Source organism: Pseudomonas sp. RL_5y_Pfl2_73 (assembly GCF_963970515.1).
Lineage (GTDB): Bacteria > Pseudomonadota > Gammaproteobacteria > Pseudomonadales > Pseudomonadaceae > Aquipseudomonas.
Genome location: NZ_CAXAPD010000015.1, coordinates 1 through 15,722 on the forward strand (window position 1 = coordinate 1; position 15,722 = coordinate 15,722).

Consider the following 15,722-nt stretch of genomic DNA (forward strand, 5'->3'; position numbering starts at 1 on the left):
CATCGAGTTGCATCACGTTATTGGCGATGAAGAGGCTGTAGTAGCGGTAGGCGACCAGGTAGATGGCCACGGCCGCGACGACGATCCAGAGGGCGTTGATGGGTTCGCCGCGGCGCAAGGCCACGACACTCAACGCACAGGCTCCCAGAACAGCCACGGCAAACCAGGCGAGGTGTTTAACCAGACGGGTTGTCATTGCGTGTCTCCTGCCGATATCCAGTGGATTGCGGCGATTGTTTTTATAGTGTGCCCCGGCTATTCGGAGCCGGCCCAATATCCCTGCAAGTCGTCAATAAATAAATCCGCAGTACTACGTACGGGCTACCTACGTAGTTCTACGTAGACACCAACGCCCACAGGTTTTATGCCTCATCCATGGGTTTGGCATATGATGCCGCCATTCGCCTCCCCGCCGAGTCCGGACAGGAGTACAGATGCTGCTCAAACACAAAATCGTCGCCCTCGGGATTTTGCCGCTGGTCCTGGCCATCGCGGTCATCTGCGCCCTGGTGATCTCGCTCAATCGCCAGTTGGGCGACCAACAGGCGCAACTGATCGAAGACAGCATCCTGGCGAGCAAGCGTGCCGAGCTGAAGAACTATGTCGAGATGGCGCAGAGCCTGATCGCCCCGCTCTATAACGACGGCCAGGGCGACGAGCGCGCGCAACAGCAGGTCCTGGAGGAATTGCGCAAGCTCAGCTTCGGCATCAACGGTTACTTTTTCGTGTACGACCGCCAGGGTCGCAGCCTCATGCACGCCCGTCAGTCGGAACTGGTGGGGCAAGATCTCTGGGACATGAAGGACCCCTACGGCCTGCCGGTCATCCAGGCATTGCTCAAAAGTGCCGAGTCGGGCGAAGGGTTCCAGCGCTATGCCTGGAACAAGCCCTCCTCCGGCCAGGTAACCGACAAGCTGGCCTATGTCGTGATGCTCGATCAATGGGGCTGGATGCTCGGCACCGGGATCTACCTGGAGGACGTCGAGCGCGCCACCCAGCAAGCCCGCGACGAGGTCGCCCGTGGCATCCACACCACCATGCAAGCCATCGCCGCTATCGCCTTGGTGGCGGTCCTGCTGGTGTTCGCTGGCGGCATGACCCTCAATGTCAGCGAACATCGCCTGGCCGACAAAAAGCTGCAGCGGCTGAACCAGCGCATCGTCAGCTTGCAGGAAGAAGAACGCTCGCGAGTGTCTCGCGAGCTGCACGACGGCATAAGCCAGTTGCTGGTGTCGATAAAATTCCAGTTCGAACTGGCCAGCCACGTGTTGGAAAACGGCCAGGAAAACGGCCTGGGCATCCTGAAGGGCGCAACCGATCGGCTCGGCGAAGCCATCGGCGAAATCCGCAGCATCTCCCATGACTTGCGCTCGTCCCTGCTCGACACCTTGGGCCTGCCCGCCGCCATCGGCCAGCTCGCGACCGAGTTCCAACAGCGCAGCGGGCTTGAAGTGTCCTACCGAAGCAACGAATTCGATTGCCGCTTGGAAAATGGCGCCCCTGTCTCGCTATTCCGTATTGCCCAGGAAGCCTTGACCAATATCGAGCGCCATGCCGGGGCGAAAAGTGTCGGTATCACCCTGTTCGGCTCCAGCCAGTCCTTGCGCCTGACGGTGGTCGATGACGGGATGGGCTTCAACGTCCCGCAAGTAGAGCGCGGCCACGCCGGCATCGGCCTGCGCAATATCCGCGAACGGGTCGAGCATTTCGGCGGACGCCTGGAAGTGACCTCGGCACCGGGACGAAGCGAACTGGACATCCTGCTGCCCATGAACCTGTCGGTAACGGAAAACTGATGCGCCTCCCTTCCAACAAGAGCACCTGCCGATGAACCTGCCTCCCGTGATTCGCGTCGCGCTGGTCGATGATCACTCCCTGGTTCGCGACGGCATCAAGGCCCTGTTGTCCGTAATGCCCCGACTGGACGTGGTGGGCGAAGCTGAGAACGGTGCGCAAGCGATTGAAATGGTCGGTCGCAGCCAACCCGACCTGCTGCTGATGGACATCAGCCTCAAGGACATGAACGGGCTCGAGTTGACCCGGTTGCTGGGCAAGCAATACCCCAGCCTCAAAATCCTCATCCTCAGCATGTACGACAATTACGAGTACGTGAGCGAATCCGTGCGTTCCGGCGCCAGCGGCTACGTACTCAAGAACGCGCCGTCGCGGGAAATCATCGCAGCCATCGAAGCCATCATCAGCGGCGGCACGTTCTACAGTGCAGAGATCGCCCAGCGGCTTGCCACCGACCCGCACACCGATAACGAGCTGACGCCACGCGAGAGCCAAGTGTTGTCCAAAATGGTCCAGGGCCTGAACAACAAGGAAATGGCCCGTGAACTGGACATCAGCGTTCGCACCGTCGAGACCCATCGCCTGAGCATTCGCCGCAAGCTGAACATCGACAAGCCCGCGGCCCTGGTGAAATACGCGATCGACCACGGGATTATTTCGCGCTAGGCGGAAATGTAGGAGCTGCCGAGGGCTGCGATCTTTTGATCTTGATCTTGATCTTGATCTTGATCTTTCACTTCCGACTCAATTGTCTGGAACAAGATCGCAGCCTCGTTGCACTCGACAGCTCCTACGCTCCTACGCTTCTGCGCTCCTACACAGCTCCTGTGCCCTACGGGGAATCCGGTGCAATAGCCTGGCTGCTGAAGATCGGCCAACAGACTCGGGTCACTTGGTGTCCAGCCCAACAAGGCGCGGGGGTAACTGCCAGCCGTCCCGTGGAAGTTGCCGTCTATGGCGACGCCATGGCCGACATGTTCTGCGCCTACCTGGAAAGCCTGCAACGACGGCCTCTCGCGACGACGCTCAGTTGATGGCTCACGATCAACACCGCAGTGACAGCGAGCCGGCGCTTTTACTACACTCCCCGGTCTCATTCCCTTGCGTTGCGAGACGTCCAATCACTATGAAAAACATAACAAGCTTGATGACGCTCTGTGGCCTGTTGGCGCTCTCCGGCGGTGCCCTGGCCGAGCCGGCCCCTTCGCTGCTGGACCAGGTCCTGCAGCGCGGCGAACTGAAGGTGTGCACCACCGGCGACTACAAGCCCTATACCTTTAAAACCGCAACCGGCGAATACGAAGGCATTGACATCGACATGGCGCGCGCGCTGGCCGCCAGCCTGGGCGTCAAGGTGCAATGGGTGCAGACCACCTGGAAAACCCTGATGCCGGATATGGTTGCCGGTCAATGCGACATCGGCATGGGTGGGATTTCGGTGACGCTGGAGCGCCAGAAGAAAGCCTATTTCAGTCACTCTCTGGACGTGGATGGCAAGATCCCGCTGGTGCGTTGCGAAGACCAGGCGCGGTACCAGACCCTCGAACAGATGAACCAGCCTTCGGTGCGTCTTGTCGAGCCGGCCGGTGGCACCAACGAAGCCTTCGTCCGGGCGTTCCTGCCTAACGGCCAGCTCAGTTTCCACGACAACGTGACCATCTTCCAGCAACTGCTGGACAAGAAAGCCGACGTGATGATTACCGACGCGTCAGAAGCGCTCTACCAGCAAAAACTCAAGCCTGGCCTGTGCGCGGTCAACCCGACCCGCTACCTGCAATATGGCGAGAAGGCCTACCTGCTGCCTCGGGATGACACCACCTGGAAGATGTACGTCGATCAGTGGCTGCACCTGAGCAAGGCCAACGGCAGCTATCAGAAGGTCATTGGGAACTGGTTGGCGGTGCCTGAAGGCCAGTGAGTAACCGGTGCTCGCGCACGCTCGCCTGTATCGGATTTGTGCGCGACGCCATGGTCTGGCATGTTGGTTCTCTAAAGCGAACAGCCACGAGGCTCTATGCAAATCGAGTTATTGGAAATCAGCGAGCACCTGCATCGATTTCCCCCATTTGATGCCCTGCCCCAGGCAACGTTGGAAGACATAGCCCGGCGTGTCGAGATCGCCTATTTCAAGGCCGGTAGCGTTATCCTCGAAGGGGGCGCCATCATCAATGACCTCCACTACGTACGCAGCGGCGCAGTCGAGATCTATCGGCGCAGCGGCGAGTTGTACGACCGCCTGGTGGAAGGCGATATCTTCGGTCAGGCCGGCCTGCTACGCAGCAATAAGGTGCGTTTTCCGGCCAAGGCCCTGGAAGATAGCCTGATCTATTTCATCCCGGCGGAAGTCATCGCCCAATTGTGCAAACGACATGACAGCTTCGCCGATTTTGTCGAAGCCGAAGGTCATTCCAGGCTCAAATCGGCCGTTGAAGCCCAAGGGCGCGCGAGCGATTTGATCCAACTTAAATCCCGTGCATTGATTTCCCGGAAGCTGGTCTGGGTCACACCACTCACCAGCGTCCAGGAAGCCGCACAGCTGATGACCGAACAGAGCGTTTCCTGTGTCGTCGTCCTGGAGCGGGCCGGGAATAACCCCGGGAAAATGCTCGGCATCGTGACCGATCGGGACCTGCGCACTCGCGTGGTGGCCGCCAACCGTAGCGGCAGCACCACCATCGGCGAAGTAATGTCGAACGATCCGGTGGCCATCCAGGCCGACGACTCACTGTTCGAGGCCATGCTGTGCATGCTTCGCAGCAATATTCACCACCTTCCGGTGATGCATAAAGGGCGCGCTCTGGGCCTGATCAATCTGTCGGACATTATCCGGCACGAGTCCCAGAGCAGCTTGTACCTCGTCAACAGCATCTCCAACCAGACCAGCGTCGAAGGTCTGCGATCATTGCTACGGGATCTACGCGGTACCTACATTCGCATGGTGCGCGACGGTGCCACCGCCCACATGATCGGCAGCGCCATTTCAGGCATTGGCCGCGCCTTCACCCAACGTCTGTTCGAGCTGGCAGAAAGGGAGTTGGGACCGCCGCCGGTGCCTTACTGCTTCATGGTGCTGGGCTCGATGGCCCGGGACGAACAGTTGCTGGTTACCGATCAGGACAACGCCCTGGTGCTGGATGATCGTTTCGACCCGATCCTGCACGATGAGTACTTCAGGAAACTGGCCACATTCGTCAGTGACGGACTCGCCGCGTGCGGCTTTAGCTACTGCAAGGGCGGGATCATGGCGACCAACGCCCAGTGGCGTCAGCCGTTGCGAGTCTGGCGCGACTATTTCACCCAGTGGATTGAAAAGCCGAACGCTGCCACCCTGCTTAACGCGTGTATTTTCTTTGACCTGGACGGGGTCTATGGTCGGCTGGAAATGGTCAACGGGCTCAAAGCGCTTTGCGCTGAAAAATCAAGGGCCACGCCCGCCTTCCTGACAGCAATGGCCCGTAACGCACTGAATAGGACGCCGCCCCTGGGTTTCTTCCGCACGTTTGTCATGGAAACCGACGGGGAGCAAAAGCAGATCATCAACCTGAAGGGACGTGGCACGGCGCCCCTTACCGACCTGATCCGAATTCATGCGCTGGCGTGCGGGAGTACCGCACAAAACTCCTTTGACCGACTCGACGCCATCAGCACGACGAAATGGCTGCAACCGCAAGCCATTGATCATCTACGCTACGCATTGGAGTTCCTATCGATGGTGCGAATACGGCACCAGGCCCATGCCATCGAACAAGGTCGGACACCAGACAACTACATCGTGCCCGAGCGTTTTTCCACCATTGAGCGCCACAACCTCAAGGAAGCGTTCCAGGTGTTGAGCAATGCGCAAAAATTCTTGCGCTTCCGCTATCCCGGCCACGCACGGCCAACACGATGAGCGATTCACGGAACGCGCAGAGGCAGACAACACTGGACTGGCCGGCACGCTTTGAACAGCTGGCACAGCAAGCCAGACACCCTCTCTTGCAGCGCTTCTACCAAGCCGGCGTTGCCAACGGACAGACGCCGTTGGAGCAGGTGGACCTGCTGGCGTTGGACCTGGAAACCACCGGTTTGAATGCCTGTAGCGACAGCATCGTCAGCATTGGCTTGATACCGTTGACGCTCAAGCGGATACGCTGCGGCGAAGCGCTGTACTGGATCATCAAACCCGCGCAACTAACCCACGAATCGGTAACTTTCCATCGCATCACCCACGCCGATATTCGCCATGCCCCCCGGTTGCCGGACATCATGGAACACCTGCTGGAAGCAATGACGGGAAAAATCATGGTCGTGCACTACCGGACCATCGAACGTGACTTCCTGGACCAGGCGTTTCGTCACTACTGGGGAGAAGGCCTGCAATTTCCAGTCATTGACACCATGCAACTCGAAGCGCGGCAAGTCCGGGGCCATCGCAGCTGGCTAGACCGACTGTTGCAACGCCCTCCCACCTCCGTCCGACTGGCGGACAGTCGGACGCGCTATCACCTGCCGCCCTACCATGCCCATCAGGCCTTGACCGATGCCTTGGCCACGGCCGAGCTGCTGCAAGCGCAAATAGCCACTGACTACAGCCCTGACGTTGCGATTGGAGAACTTTGGGACTGAGGCCGACGATGGAACATGACCCGTTCCATCATCGGCACTCGTTGACCATCAGGATCGCGGTTCGGACAGCAATCCCTTGACCAGCGAAACGCAGCCCACCAGCAGGACAATGGCGAAGGGTAATCCGGTGGACACCGCCATGGCCTGCAAGGCCACCAGCCCCCCTCCCAGCAACAGTGCGATGGCGATCACCCCTTCAATGACAGCCCAGAAGACCCGCTGCGGAACGGGTGCGTCAACCTTTCCGCCCGCGGTGATCGTATCGATCACCAGCGAGCCGGAGTCCGAGGAGGTGATGAAGAACACGATCACCAACACAATGCCCAGCAGAGACGAGATTTCCTTGAGGGGAAGCGCTTCAAACATTGCGAACAGCTTGAGTTCCAGGACAGCGTCCTTCACGCCGCTGAGGCCTTGCAGGGTGGCCTGATCAATGGCCGTCCCGCCAAAGGTCGTCATCCACAGCACCGACACCAGCGAAGGCACCAGCAATACCGAAATCAGAAACTCACGAACGGTACGGCCACGACTGACCCTGGCGATGAACATACCGACGAATGGGGACCAACTGATCCACCAGGCCCAGTAGAACGCCGTCCACCCCTGGGTGAACTCAGTGTCCGCTCGCCCGAAAGGGTTGGACAATGCCGGCAGGTATTGCGCATAGGTCACCACGTTCTTGAAAAACCCGGTGAGGATGGCCACGGTTGGCCCGACGACAATGATGAATAGCAGCAACAGGAGCGCCAGGCCCATGTTGATTTCGGACAGCAGCTTGACGCCCTTCTCCAGCCCGGCGAGTACCGAACACAGCGCAATCAGAGTGATGCCGATGATGAGCACCACCTTGCTGACATTGGTGGACGGGATACCAAACAAGTGCTCAATCCCCGCAGAGGCCTGCTCGGCACCGATACCCAGCGAGGTCGCCAGCCCAAACAGCGTGGCAAAGACCGCCAGGATGTCGATGATGTGCCCGGGCCATCCCCAGACACGCTCACCCAGCAGCGGGTAAAAAATCGAGCGTATCGACAGCGGCAAGCCTTTGTTGAAGGAAAACAGCGCCAGGGACAACGCAACGATGGCGTAGATTGCCCAAGGATGTAGCCCCCAGTGAAAGATAGTCGCAGCCATCGCCAGCTCCGCAGAACCTTTCATGTCCCCCTTTGCACCATCAAGGGGTGCCCAATCCGTACGCACGCCACTGGCATCGACCGTGACTCCGCCCATCGCGGAAGCGTAATGCGACATCGGCTCGGCAACACCATAGAACATCAACCCGATGCCCATCCCGGCGGCGAACAACATGGAGAACCAGCCCAGATACGTATGATCCGGCGTGGCGTCGCGACCGCCCAATCGGACCTTGCCCAATGGCGAAACTATCAACGCCAGGCACAGTAATACGAAGATATTGCCTGCGCTCAGGAAGAACCAGGCCAAGTGTCGGGTCAACCAACTGCGCATTGCGCTGAAGAGCGGTTCGACTTCGTTTTGCAGGGCTAATGTTACGACGACGAACAACAGAATGGTGGCGGCGGAGATGAGGAAGACTTTGCCATGGATATCCAGAGAGAACGAAAACTCACCGCTGATATTGTCCTGTCCTATGACATAGTCTGTTTCAATGAGATTTGCCTCGCCGCTGGGGGCTGGTATTCCCTCCGTGCCGGGCGTCTGAGGTCTTCCTGATAGATCGTCGACAGGATTTTTACCCACGTGAATCTCCTTTGATATACAGCACGCGCATGCGCGCCTGTGGTCTGATGAGTCCCGCTGGTCCAAAATGAAAACGAGATATGTGTGCCATAGCCTAACAAGTTTAGAGCAATGGTTGGAACATTGAGACCGGCCATGACTGTTCTACTAACGGCAACCTGAGCCGAGTGAGGCGCAGCGCTGGCCTTTATCCCAGACGCAACGAAGGGTGCCGAGACAGCCACCGACACCCTTCATAGCCCCGTCACTCGGGGGCTGGCTTCAACTCACTGCGCGGCACGCACCTTGGCAATTTCGTCATACATCATCTTGACCAGCTCGCCATCCAGGGATTTGGCGAACTTGTCGACCACCGGCTTCACCCGCTCACGCAAGCGGTCCTTCTCGGCCGGGCTGATCTCATTGACGGTCATTGCAGCGGCCAACGTGACCTTGGCCTTGTCCATGCTCGCGGCCGTGACGTCACGCTGGAATGTTTGCGCCTCGGCCACGGCCGAGCGGATCAGCGCTTTTTCATCATCGTTGAGGCGGTTCCAGGTTTTCTGGCTGATGATCAGCGACTGCGGGTTGAAGATGTGGCCCGTGACGGAAAGATACTTCTGCACCTCGTAGAACTTGTTGCCCTCAATCACCGTGAAAGGGTTTTCCTGACCGTCGATGGTGTGCTGTTCAAGGCCCGTGTAGACCTCGGGGAACGCCATCGGCACCGGGTTGGCGCCCAGGGCGGAGAAAGTCTCCAGGTAGATCGGTGACTGGATGACGCGAATCTTCAAGCCCTGCATGTCTTCAAGCTTGGTCACCGGGTGCTTGCTGTTGGTCAGGTTACGGAAGCCCAGGTCCCAATAACCCAGCCCGACGAGCCCTTTGCTGTCCAGTTGCGCCGCCAGTTTCTGCCCGACCGGCCCATCGATGACCGCATGGGCTTCCTCGACGTTGTTGAACAGGAACGGGAAGTCGAGCATGGCATAATCCGGTGCCTGGGCGGCCAGGATCCCGGAGTTGAGCACCGTGATGTCCAATGTGCCGCCCTGCAACGCCGACACCGTTTGCACGTCGCCGCCCAGCGTACCGCCGGGGAACAGGCGGACCTTGATCTTGCCACCGCTCTTTTCGCTGAGCAGATCGGCAAACTTCTGCGCGCCCTGCCCTTGTGGATGCTCCTTGACGTTCTGGAACGCGAATCGCAGGGTGCGTTCGCGGATTTCATCTGCGTGGCTGACCACGCTACCCAGCAGCAGTCCCGTTGCGCACGCCCCGGCCAACAGGGTTTTCATCAGTTGTCCCATGTCACTCTCCGATCGTTATTGTTTTTAAGTTGAGCTACTACGGCTTGCACCGGCCTCAACCGGTGAAGAATTTCAGCGGGCCCAAGACCAGTTGTGGGAACACGACCAGCAGGAACAGCACCACCAGTTGCGCCAGCAGGAACGGCCACACGCCACGAACGATCTCTTCGATATTGAGCTTGCAAACCCCACTCACCACATTGAGCACTGTGCCTACGGGCGGGGTAATCAGGCCGATGGCGGTGTTGATCAGAAACAACACGCCAAAGTAAACCGGGTCGATGCCCGCCTGGGTAACCGCCGGCATCAGCACCGGTGTAAGGATGAGGATGCTTGGCGTCATGTCCATGACCGTAGCGACCAGGATGATCATCAGCATGATGACTACCAACAGCAGGGTCGGGCTGTTCATAAACGGCTCGAGCACCGCCGCCAGTTGGCTCGGCAGATCGGCAATAGTCACCAGCCAGGAAGAAACCATGGCGGCGGCGACCAGCAGCATCACCACCGAAGTGGTCTTGGCCGAGGACAGGATCACCTCGTACAACTGGCTGACTTTCATTTCCCGGTAGATCACCAGAGAGACGAATAGCGAATAGACCGCCGCCACCACTGCCGCTTCCGTCGGGGTAAAAATGCCGAACTTGAGGCCAAAAATAATGATGATCGGCAAGCCCATGGCCCAGCTGCCCTGAACCAATGCCCGCAAGACCTGGGCACGGGATTGCTTGGGTGGCGTCTCGACATTCTCGCTGCGGGAGACGAACCACCAGGCAATGGCCAGCGCCATTGCGAGCATGATCCCTGGCACGATGCCGGCCAGGAACAACTTGGAGATCGACACGCCGGAGGCCACGCCAAAGACAATAAAGCCAATGCTCGGGGGAATGACCGGCGCGATAATGCCACCGGCAGCAATCAAACCCGCCGAGCGCGCCCGATTGTGCCCGGCCAGCACCATCATCGGCACCAGCAACGCCGCCAGTGCCGCCGCATCGGCCACGGCCGAACCGGAGAGCGACGCCAGCAGGCAGGACGCGATGATCGCCACATAACCGAGGCCACCACGCTTGTGCCCCACCAGCGCCATGGCGATGTTGACGATGCGTTTGGACAGGCCACCGACGTTCATGGTTTCGCCGGCCAGCATGAAGAACGGCACAGCCATTAGCGGGAAACTGTCCGCCCCGTTGAGCAGGTTCTGGGCAATGATTTGCGCGTCAAACAGATCCAGGTAGAACATCAACGCCACGCTGACCACCAGCAAGGCAAACGCAATGGGCATGCCCAGTGCCATGCTGCCAATCAAGGACCCGAGGAAAATAACCAGTGTCATGGGCGGGTACTCTTGATGGGGTCAGCGGTGACGGGGTTATGGGTGATTTCCTCGGCATCGTTGGCCTTGACCATCACCAGCTCGTTATCCCCGAGCTTGCCAAACAGCGCCAGGTAGAGCTCGTAGAACAGGATCGCTGCGGCACTGGCGCCAAACACCAGGCCAGCACCGTAAAACAGTGCCATGGACAAACCTGACGCCGGGGCAACGACATTCAGGTTGATCGCGGCCTGTTGCCAACTGCCACTGAAGATCAGCCAGCAGATGTACAGCATCAGCAGATGGCTGATGACCAGGCAGATACGCTTGCCGGCCGGCGGCAAGCGCTTGACCAGGCTGTCCATGCCCAGGTGAGCACGGTCCTTGAGCGCCACCAGGGCACCGAGAAAAATCATCCAGACGAAGAACCAGCGCGACAACTCCTCCGACACACTGATGCCAGAGTTGAAGGCATAACGCAGCACCACATTGCCGAACACCAGCACGATCATCGCGACCATGCACAACACGATCAGTAGCTTGAGCAGCTTGAAATACAGATCGACGACTTTTGTCATCTTGAAGGCCTCTCGGATTGTCGGATGCCGGGGGTCCAACCGGCGCGGTGGAACGGTAGCGGTGTCCGCTATCGAATCCAGACGCAGGTACTGCCGGGAATTCCAGACCAGGTGCGACAGAGCGAGGGAAAGGCATCGGGGGTTTGCAGATAGATCCGCATGAGGTGTTCCTCTACTTTTTTATTATGGTCTTGGCAATGCGTCGCAAGACGTACGGCACCTAAAATGTACCAACCAGTTAGTTTGGTCAATATCCCTGGCGCGAACACATTACAAAGCGTGCGATTATCGGCTAGAGGCGAATTGGGTTTGCGAGGGCATTAGAGCTATTCAAGAACGTATCAAACATCACTCAGTCCAATTAAGAATCACGCCGCTTATAAACATCGACAATGTGCACATGCGTAAATTTTTTAAAATAAAAACGTAATTTAAATGGAACTTTTTACACACTTATAAGAATTGGCACTAAGGTACTAGAGAACTAAGCAACTTTGACAATATGTAGGCGCCATTTTAATGGCGAGCAAATCTCTTACAAAAACATTGGCGCCGCCTGTCAAAAAACCGTCAGCATCGCCTGCTGCCGCCCGCGCAGCCACGCCGCATCTCGAAAAAAGACAAAAAAAATCTTATTAATCAAATAGTAATAAGATTCTAAAGATCTCCAGGAGAGCCTCTTTTTCGCCCTTCCAAGAAGCCCCTTTTAAAAAAATATTTAAACTTCACATATAAAACTTTGCGGCAACGAGCTTTAATGTTATTAATTTGACGGCCCAGATCAAGATACCACTACGTCACTTCCCGTGCTCGTAAGTATCTAACTGATATTGGATCCAATTAACTTAGACCGCTGGCTTGCCCAACCACATTGTTGTGCTTGGACGGCTGTTGTGCGGCGCAGAAAACTGCGCGAGGAAGGACGTCATCGCTATTCAAGACTCACGGATCAAGATCCTTTCGATCTTCGGTACCCGTCCAGAAGCCATCAAGATGGCACCTTTGGTCAAAGCCCTCGCCGCAGAACCCGGTATCGAGTCGCTGATCTGCGTCACCGGCCAGCATCAAAGCATGCTCAAGCAGGTGCTGGACCTGTTCGACCTCAAGGCCGACTTCACCCTTGACGTGATGACACCGCACCAGACACTCAACTCCCTGACTGCCGCGTTGTACAGCGCCATCGACCCGGTACTGGAGCAGACCCGGCCGGATCGGGTACTGGTCCATGGCGATACCACTTCGGCCATGGTCGCTTCGATGGCCGCCTTCCATCGACGCATTCCCGTCGGCCATGTGGAAGCCGGTCTGCGCACCGGTGACATCTACAGCCCCTGGCCGGAAGAAATGAACCGCCGGTGCATCGACCTCAGCGCCGACCTGCTGTTTGCTCCCACCGGACAGTCACGCGACAACCTGCTGGGCGAACGCCTGCAAGGTCGTTGCCTGGTGACCGGCAACACCGTGATCGACGCGCTGCAACTGACGGCCCGACGCATCAATGATGATGCCCGGCTGCGTGACGAACTGGACCAACAGTTCCCGTTCCTGCAAACCGGAAGCAAGCTGCTGCTGGTGACCGGTCACCGCCGGGAGAACTTCGGCGAAGGCTTCCTGGACATCTGCAAGGCCCTGCGCCAACTGGCCCAGCGCCCGGATATCCAGATCGTCTACCCGGTGCACCTCAACCCGAACGTACTGGGGCCGGTTACCGAACAACTGGGCGATCTGCTCAATGTGCATTTGATCAAACCGCTGGATTACCTGGCCTTTGTGCGCCTGATGCAACACGCCCACGTCATCCTCACCGACTCTGGCGGCGTGCAAGAAGAAGCGCCGTCCCTGGGCAAGCCCGTGCTGGTGATGCGCGACGTCACCGAACGCCCCGAAGCCGTGGCCGCCGGCACTGTGCGCCTGGTGGGCACTTCCCCCGCCTCGATCGTCGCCGGTGTGGACGCGCTGTTCGACGACGAGGCCTTGTGGCGCCGAGCGTCACAGGCCGCCAACCCCTATGGCGATGGCAAGGCCAGCCAACGCATCGTCGATACCCTGATGGGGCGCCCGGTCAGCGACTTTGTCGTGGGCCAGGCGCATTCGTCCCAGGAACTGGCATATGCGCCAACGTCCGCGCCACGGGAGTTGCTCGTCGATTTCACCTCATAACTGCTATCCACCCTTATCAGATCGAGATTTGCCTGAATGAAGCCTTCCGTTGCCAACCCTACGGGCGCGCTCAGCGCCCTTGCCTGTGGCCTGAGCCTGCTCGCGCTCATGCCGACCTTTGCCCTGGCTGCGGATAGCCCGCTGACCCAGGCTATTCATCGACTCAACGCCGATACCCGCCAGACACGTGAAGTGCGCTTGAGCGACCTGGGCATCACCGCGCCGATCCTCTTGAGCGCCAGCGACGCCCGCCGCGAGCTCTACCTGCCGGTGCCCGCCGGCGTTGCGCTCGATGACGCCACCTTGCAACTGGATGCCAACTACCTCAATGGTGAAGGCGGTCGCAACACCCTGCTACTGTCCCTCGATGGCTACCCAGTGCGCGCCGAAGGGCTCAGCGAGGCACAAGGCGATGCCAGCGCCACACTCGGCGTCCACAAGGCCGCACGTGACAACGGCCTGGTGCGCCTGGGCATTGCCTGGTCCTCGGTGGTGCCTCGGCCGTTGTGCGAAGATGATCGGGTCATCGGCAATGTGCTGCGCATCCAACCCGAGACGCGCCTGAGCTACAGCTACGACGCCAGCCAGTTGCGCGACGTCGGTGCGGCCTGGGCGGCCCTGCCCGGCGAGCCCGGCATTCTCGTCGCCCCTGGCGCGTTGTCCGCCGCCAGCTACGATTCGGCCTGGCGCCTGGGTGTCGCACTGGAGCGCATCGGCAAACACAGCCGCATCCTGCCCTTCCCTGTCGTGCAGGACAGCGTGGACTTGAGCGGCCTGCGCATCCCTGCCGAGCTATTGAGCATTCCTGCCTTCGCCAGCCTCAACGGCAAAGGCCCGCACAGCTTGGCCAACCCGGCCGAGATCGGCGCACTGCTGGTGTTGGGCCAGACCCCGAACGTACAGGCTGACCTGGCGATCAACGACCCGGAGCTGCTCAAGGCCATCAACCAGTCTCTGGACGCCTTGCAAAGCCAGGTCCAGGGCCTCGACACAACGGCAGCCAGCGCGCTGAGCCTATGGCGCAAACAGCACATCAACGCCGCACTGGCGAGCGCCGACACCGACAGCGTACGCCTGGCGCTGCTGGGCACTCGCCCGGTCCTGATGATCGCCCCACAATCCACCGGCAAAGCCTTGTCGCTGCTCGGTTCGACCTGGAGCAAACTGGCGACAAGTCGCCAATTGACCGTGAGCGAAGCGCAAACACCGTTGAGCGACGATGGCCGTGTTGCCCTGTCGCGACTGGGCGGCGCCCCTGGCAACTTCGACGTGGCCTCGCGATTCGACTGGAGCACTTCGTTCCCCCTGGGCAGCGTGGCTTACGACGGTCGCGTGCCCGTCACGGCCGTGGTCGACGTCTCCGCCGCCCCGGGTGCTTCCCCTACAGCACCGGTGGCCTCGCTGTTTTTCAATGATTTCCTGATCGGCGCGCAGCAACTGACCGCCAACGGTGAGCCGCAGCGCATCCAGGCCCACATCCCGCGCTACGCCCTGGGCTCGAAAAACACCTTGCGCGTATCGTTCCAGCGCCAGCCGGTCAGTGACCGCTGCCTGGAAACGCCGCAAGCCTTCCCCGTATCGGTCCTGCCGACCAGCCACATCGTCCTGGAAAAAGCGGCGCTGGACGACGATTTCTCAGGCATGGCCGCACGCTTCGCCGTGGACACCCAGATTTTGGTTCCCCGGGCCTACCTCGACCAACCGGCCAGCAGTCTGGCGCGGGTCATTTCGGTGGCCGATGCCAGCGGTGTTTCGCCGCTGCGCGCGCAGCTCAAGGTCAGCGCTGATGCGAACGCCGTCGTCAGCCCGGACAAAGCCTTCCTGGCCTTCGAGTTGCCGCTCAAGGACAGCCAGGAATCGGTCCAGGTCGATGAGCAAGGTCGCCTGCGCATCAACCACAAGGACCAGGTGTTGCTGGACATACAACCCCTCAACCAATTGGCCTCGCTGCAAGTGGTGCAGACCGCAGGCCAGTACGGCCTGGTCTACCGGGCCCTGGGCAACCAGCCGCCAAGCCTGGCCAAGCCGATTGTGCTGACCCGTGGCGACGTGGCGATTCTGGGCAACAACGGGGCCGTGGCGATCTTCGATACCCAAGACCCAAGCGGTAGCCTGCTGATCGACCGCGAAGAACCCAAAGGTCTGGACGCCTGGCGAAAACCTTCGCTGCTTTGGCTGATCCCGGGCGCCATTATCCTGTTCCTCCTCTTGTTGCTGGCAGGCCGTAGCGCCCGTCGCAATCGCCAGTAACGGTACCCTTCG

At 59.4% G+C, this 15,722-nt stretch carries 13 protein-coding genes; 8 read left to right on the forward strand and 5 right to left on the reverse strand.

Annotation, left to right across the window (positions count from 1 at the left end):
- Nucleotides 1-196 (reverse strand): carbon starvation CstA family protein (locus tag AACY42_RS15970; RefSeq protein ID WP_335945250.1); only part of this gene is annotated, 196 nt, incomplete at its 3' end.
- Nucleotides 197-434: 238 nt separating this feature from the next.
- Between AACY42_RS15970 and AACY42_RS15975 the strand changes: the two genes are divergently transcribed.
- The 6 genes from AACY42_RS15975 to AACY42_RS16000 all read left to right on the forward strand — a co-directional run bounded on the left by AACY42_RS15975 (nucleotide 435) and on the right by AACY42_RS16000 (nucleotide 6,402).
- Nucleotides 435-1,796, forward strand: coding sequence for a cache domain-containing protein (locus AACY42_RS15975; RefSeq protein WP_339480763.1), 1,362 nt, complete (start codon nucleotides 435-437; stop codon nucleotides 1,794-1,796).
- 31 nt (nucleotides 1,797-1,827) lie between these two features.
- A complete protein-coding gene (locus AACY42_RS15980; protein ID WP_214512347.1) occupies nucleotides 1,828-2,460 on the forward strand; it encodes a response regulator in 633 nt (210 codons plus the stop codon).
- A 161-nt stretch (nucleotides 2,461-2,621) separates the two neighbouring features.
- The gene (locus AACY42_RS15985; RefSeq protein WP_339480769.1) at nucleotides 2,622-2,828 is read left to right on the forward strand and encodes a hypothetical protein; all 207 of its coding nucleotides are present in this window, start codon (nucleotides 2,622-2,624) and stop codon (nucleotides 2,826-2,828) included.
- A 92-nt stretch (nucleotides 2,829-2,920) separates the two neighbouring features.
- The gene (locus tag AACY42_RS15990) at nucleotides 2,921-3,712 is read left to right on the forward strand and encodes a transporter substrate-binding domain-containing protein (RefSeq protein ID WP_339480770.1); all 792 of its coding nucleotides are present in this window, start codon (nucleotides 2,921-2,923) and stop codon (nucleotides 3,710-3,712) included.
- Nucleotides 3,713-3,808: 96 nt separating this feature from the next.
- Entirely contained in the window at nucleotides 3,809-5,686 is a 1,878-nt protein-coding gene (locus tag AACY42_RS15995) for a DUF294 nucleotidyltransferase-like domain-containing protein (protein WP_339480773.1), read from the forward strand.
- Entirely contained in the window at nucleotides 5,683-6,402 is a 720-nt protein-coding gene (locus tag AACY42_RS16000) for a 3'-5' exonuclease (RefSeq protein WP_339480776.1), read from the forward strand. Before AACY42_RS15995 ends, AACY42_RS16000 begins: the two co-directional genes overlap by 4 nt.
- A gap of 48 nt (nucleotides 6,403-6,450) precedes the next feature.
- Here the strand turns inward: AACY42_RS16000 and AACY42_RS16005 are convergent, their stop codons facing one another.
- The 4 genes from AACY42_RS16005 to AACY42_RS16020 all read right to left on the reverse strand — a co-directional run bounded on the left by AACY42_RS16005 (nucleotide 6,451) and on the right by AACY42_RS16020 (nucleotide 11,300).
- Nucleotides 6,451-8,121: a BCCT family transporter gene (locus tag AACY42_RS16005; RefSeq protein WP_339480778.1), complete on the reverse strand. Its 1,671-nt coding sequence runs from the start codon at nucleotides 8,119-8,121 to the stop codon at nucleotides 6,451-6,453.
- A 266-nt stretch (nucleotides 8,122-8,387) separates the two neighbouring features.
- Nucleotides 8,388-9,407, reverse strand: coding sequence for a TRAP transporter substrate-binding protein (locus AACY42_RS16010; protein WP_339480779.1), 1,020 nt, complete (start codon nucleotides 9,405-9,407; stop codon nucleotides 8,388-8,390).
- A gap of 55 nt (nucleotides 9,408-9,462) precedes the next feature.
- Nucleotides 9,463-10,743 (reverse strand): TRAP transporter large permease subunit, encoded by a 1,281-nt coding sequence (locus AACY42_RS16015; protein ID WP_339480780.1) that lies wholly within the window; start codon nucleotides 10,741-10,743, stop codon nucleotides 9,463-9,465.
- Complete coding sequence (locus AACY42_RS16020; RefSeq protein WP_339480781.1) at nucleotides 10,740-11,300, reverse strand: TRAP transporter small permease; 561 nt, start codon at nucleotides 11,298-11,300, stop codon at nucleotides 10,740-10,742. Before AACY42_RS16020 ends, AACY42_RS16015 begins: the two co-directional genes overlap by 4 nt.
- A 927-nt stretch (nucleotides 11,301-12,227) precedes the next feature.
- Between AACY42_RS16020 and wecB the strand changes: the two genes are divergently transcribed.
- Entirely contained in the window at nucleotides 12,228-13,460 is a 1,233-nt protein-coding gene (gene wecB / locus AACY42_RS16025) for a non-hydrolyzing UDP-N-acetylglucosamine 2-epimerase (RefSeq protein ID WP_339480987.1), read from the forward strand.
- Between the two features lie 36 nt (nucleotides 13,461-13,496).
- The gene (locus AACY42_RS16030; RefSeq protein ID WP_339480783.1) at nucleotides 13,497-15,710 is read left to right on the forward strand and encodes a hypothetical protein; all 2,214 of its coding nucleotides are present in this window, start codon (nucleotides 13,497-13,499) and stop codon (nucleotides 15,708-15,710) included.
- Nucleotides 15,711-15,722: the final 12 nt, after the last annotated feature.

Coding starts and splice junctions, on each gene's coding strand:
- AACY42_RS15975 (WP_339480763.1), top strand. CDS start 435: ATGCTGCTCAAACACAAAATCGTCGCCCTCGGGATTTTGCCGCTGGTC.
- AACY42_RS15980 (WP_214512347.1), top strand. CDS start 1,828: ATGAACCTGCCTCCCGTGATTCGCGTCGCGCTGGTCGATGATCACTCC.
- AACY42_RS15990 (WP_339480770.1), top strand. CDS start 2,921: ATGAAAAACATAACAAGCTTGATGACGCTCTGTGGCCTGTTGGCGCTC.
- AACY42_RS15995 (WP_339480773.1), top strand. CDS start 3,809: ATGCAAATCGAGTTATTGGAAATCAGCGAGCACCTGCATCGATTTCCC.
- AACY42_RS16000 (WP_339480776.1), top strand. CDS start 5,683: ATGAGCGATTCACGGAACGCGCAGAGGCAGACAACACTGGACTGGCCG.
- AACY42_RS16010 (WP_339480779.1), bottom strand. CDS start 9,407: ATGGGACAACTGATGAAAACCCTGTTGGCCGGGGCGTGCGCAACGGGA.
- AACY42_RS16015 (WP_339480780.1), bottom strand. CDS start 10,743: ATGACACTGGTTATTTTCCTCGGGTCCTTGATTGGCAGCATGGCACTG.
- AACY42_RS16020 (WP_339480781.1), bottom strand. CDS start 11,300: ATGACAAAAGTCGTCGATCTGTATTTCAAGCTGCTCAAGCTACTGATC.
- AACY42_RS16030 (WP_339480783.1), top strand. CDS start 13,497: ATGAAGCCTTCCGTTGCCAACCCTACGGGCGCGCTCAGCGCCCTTGCC.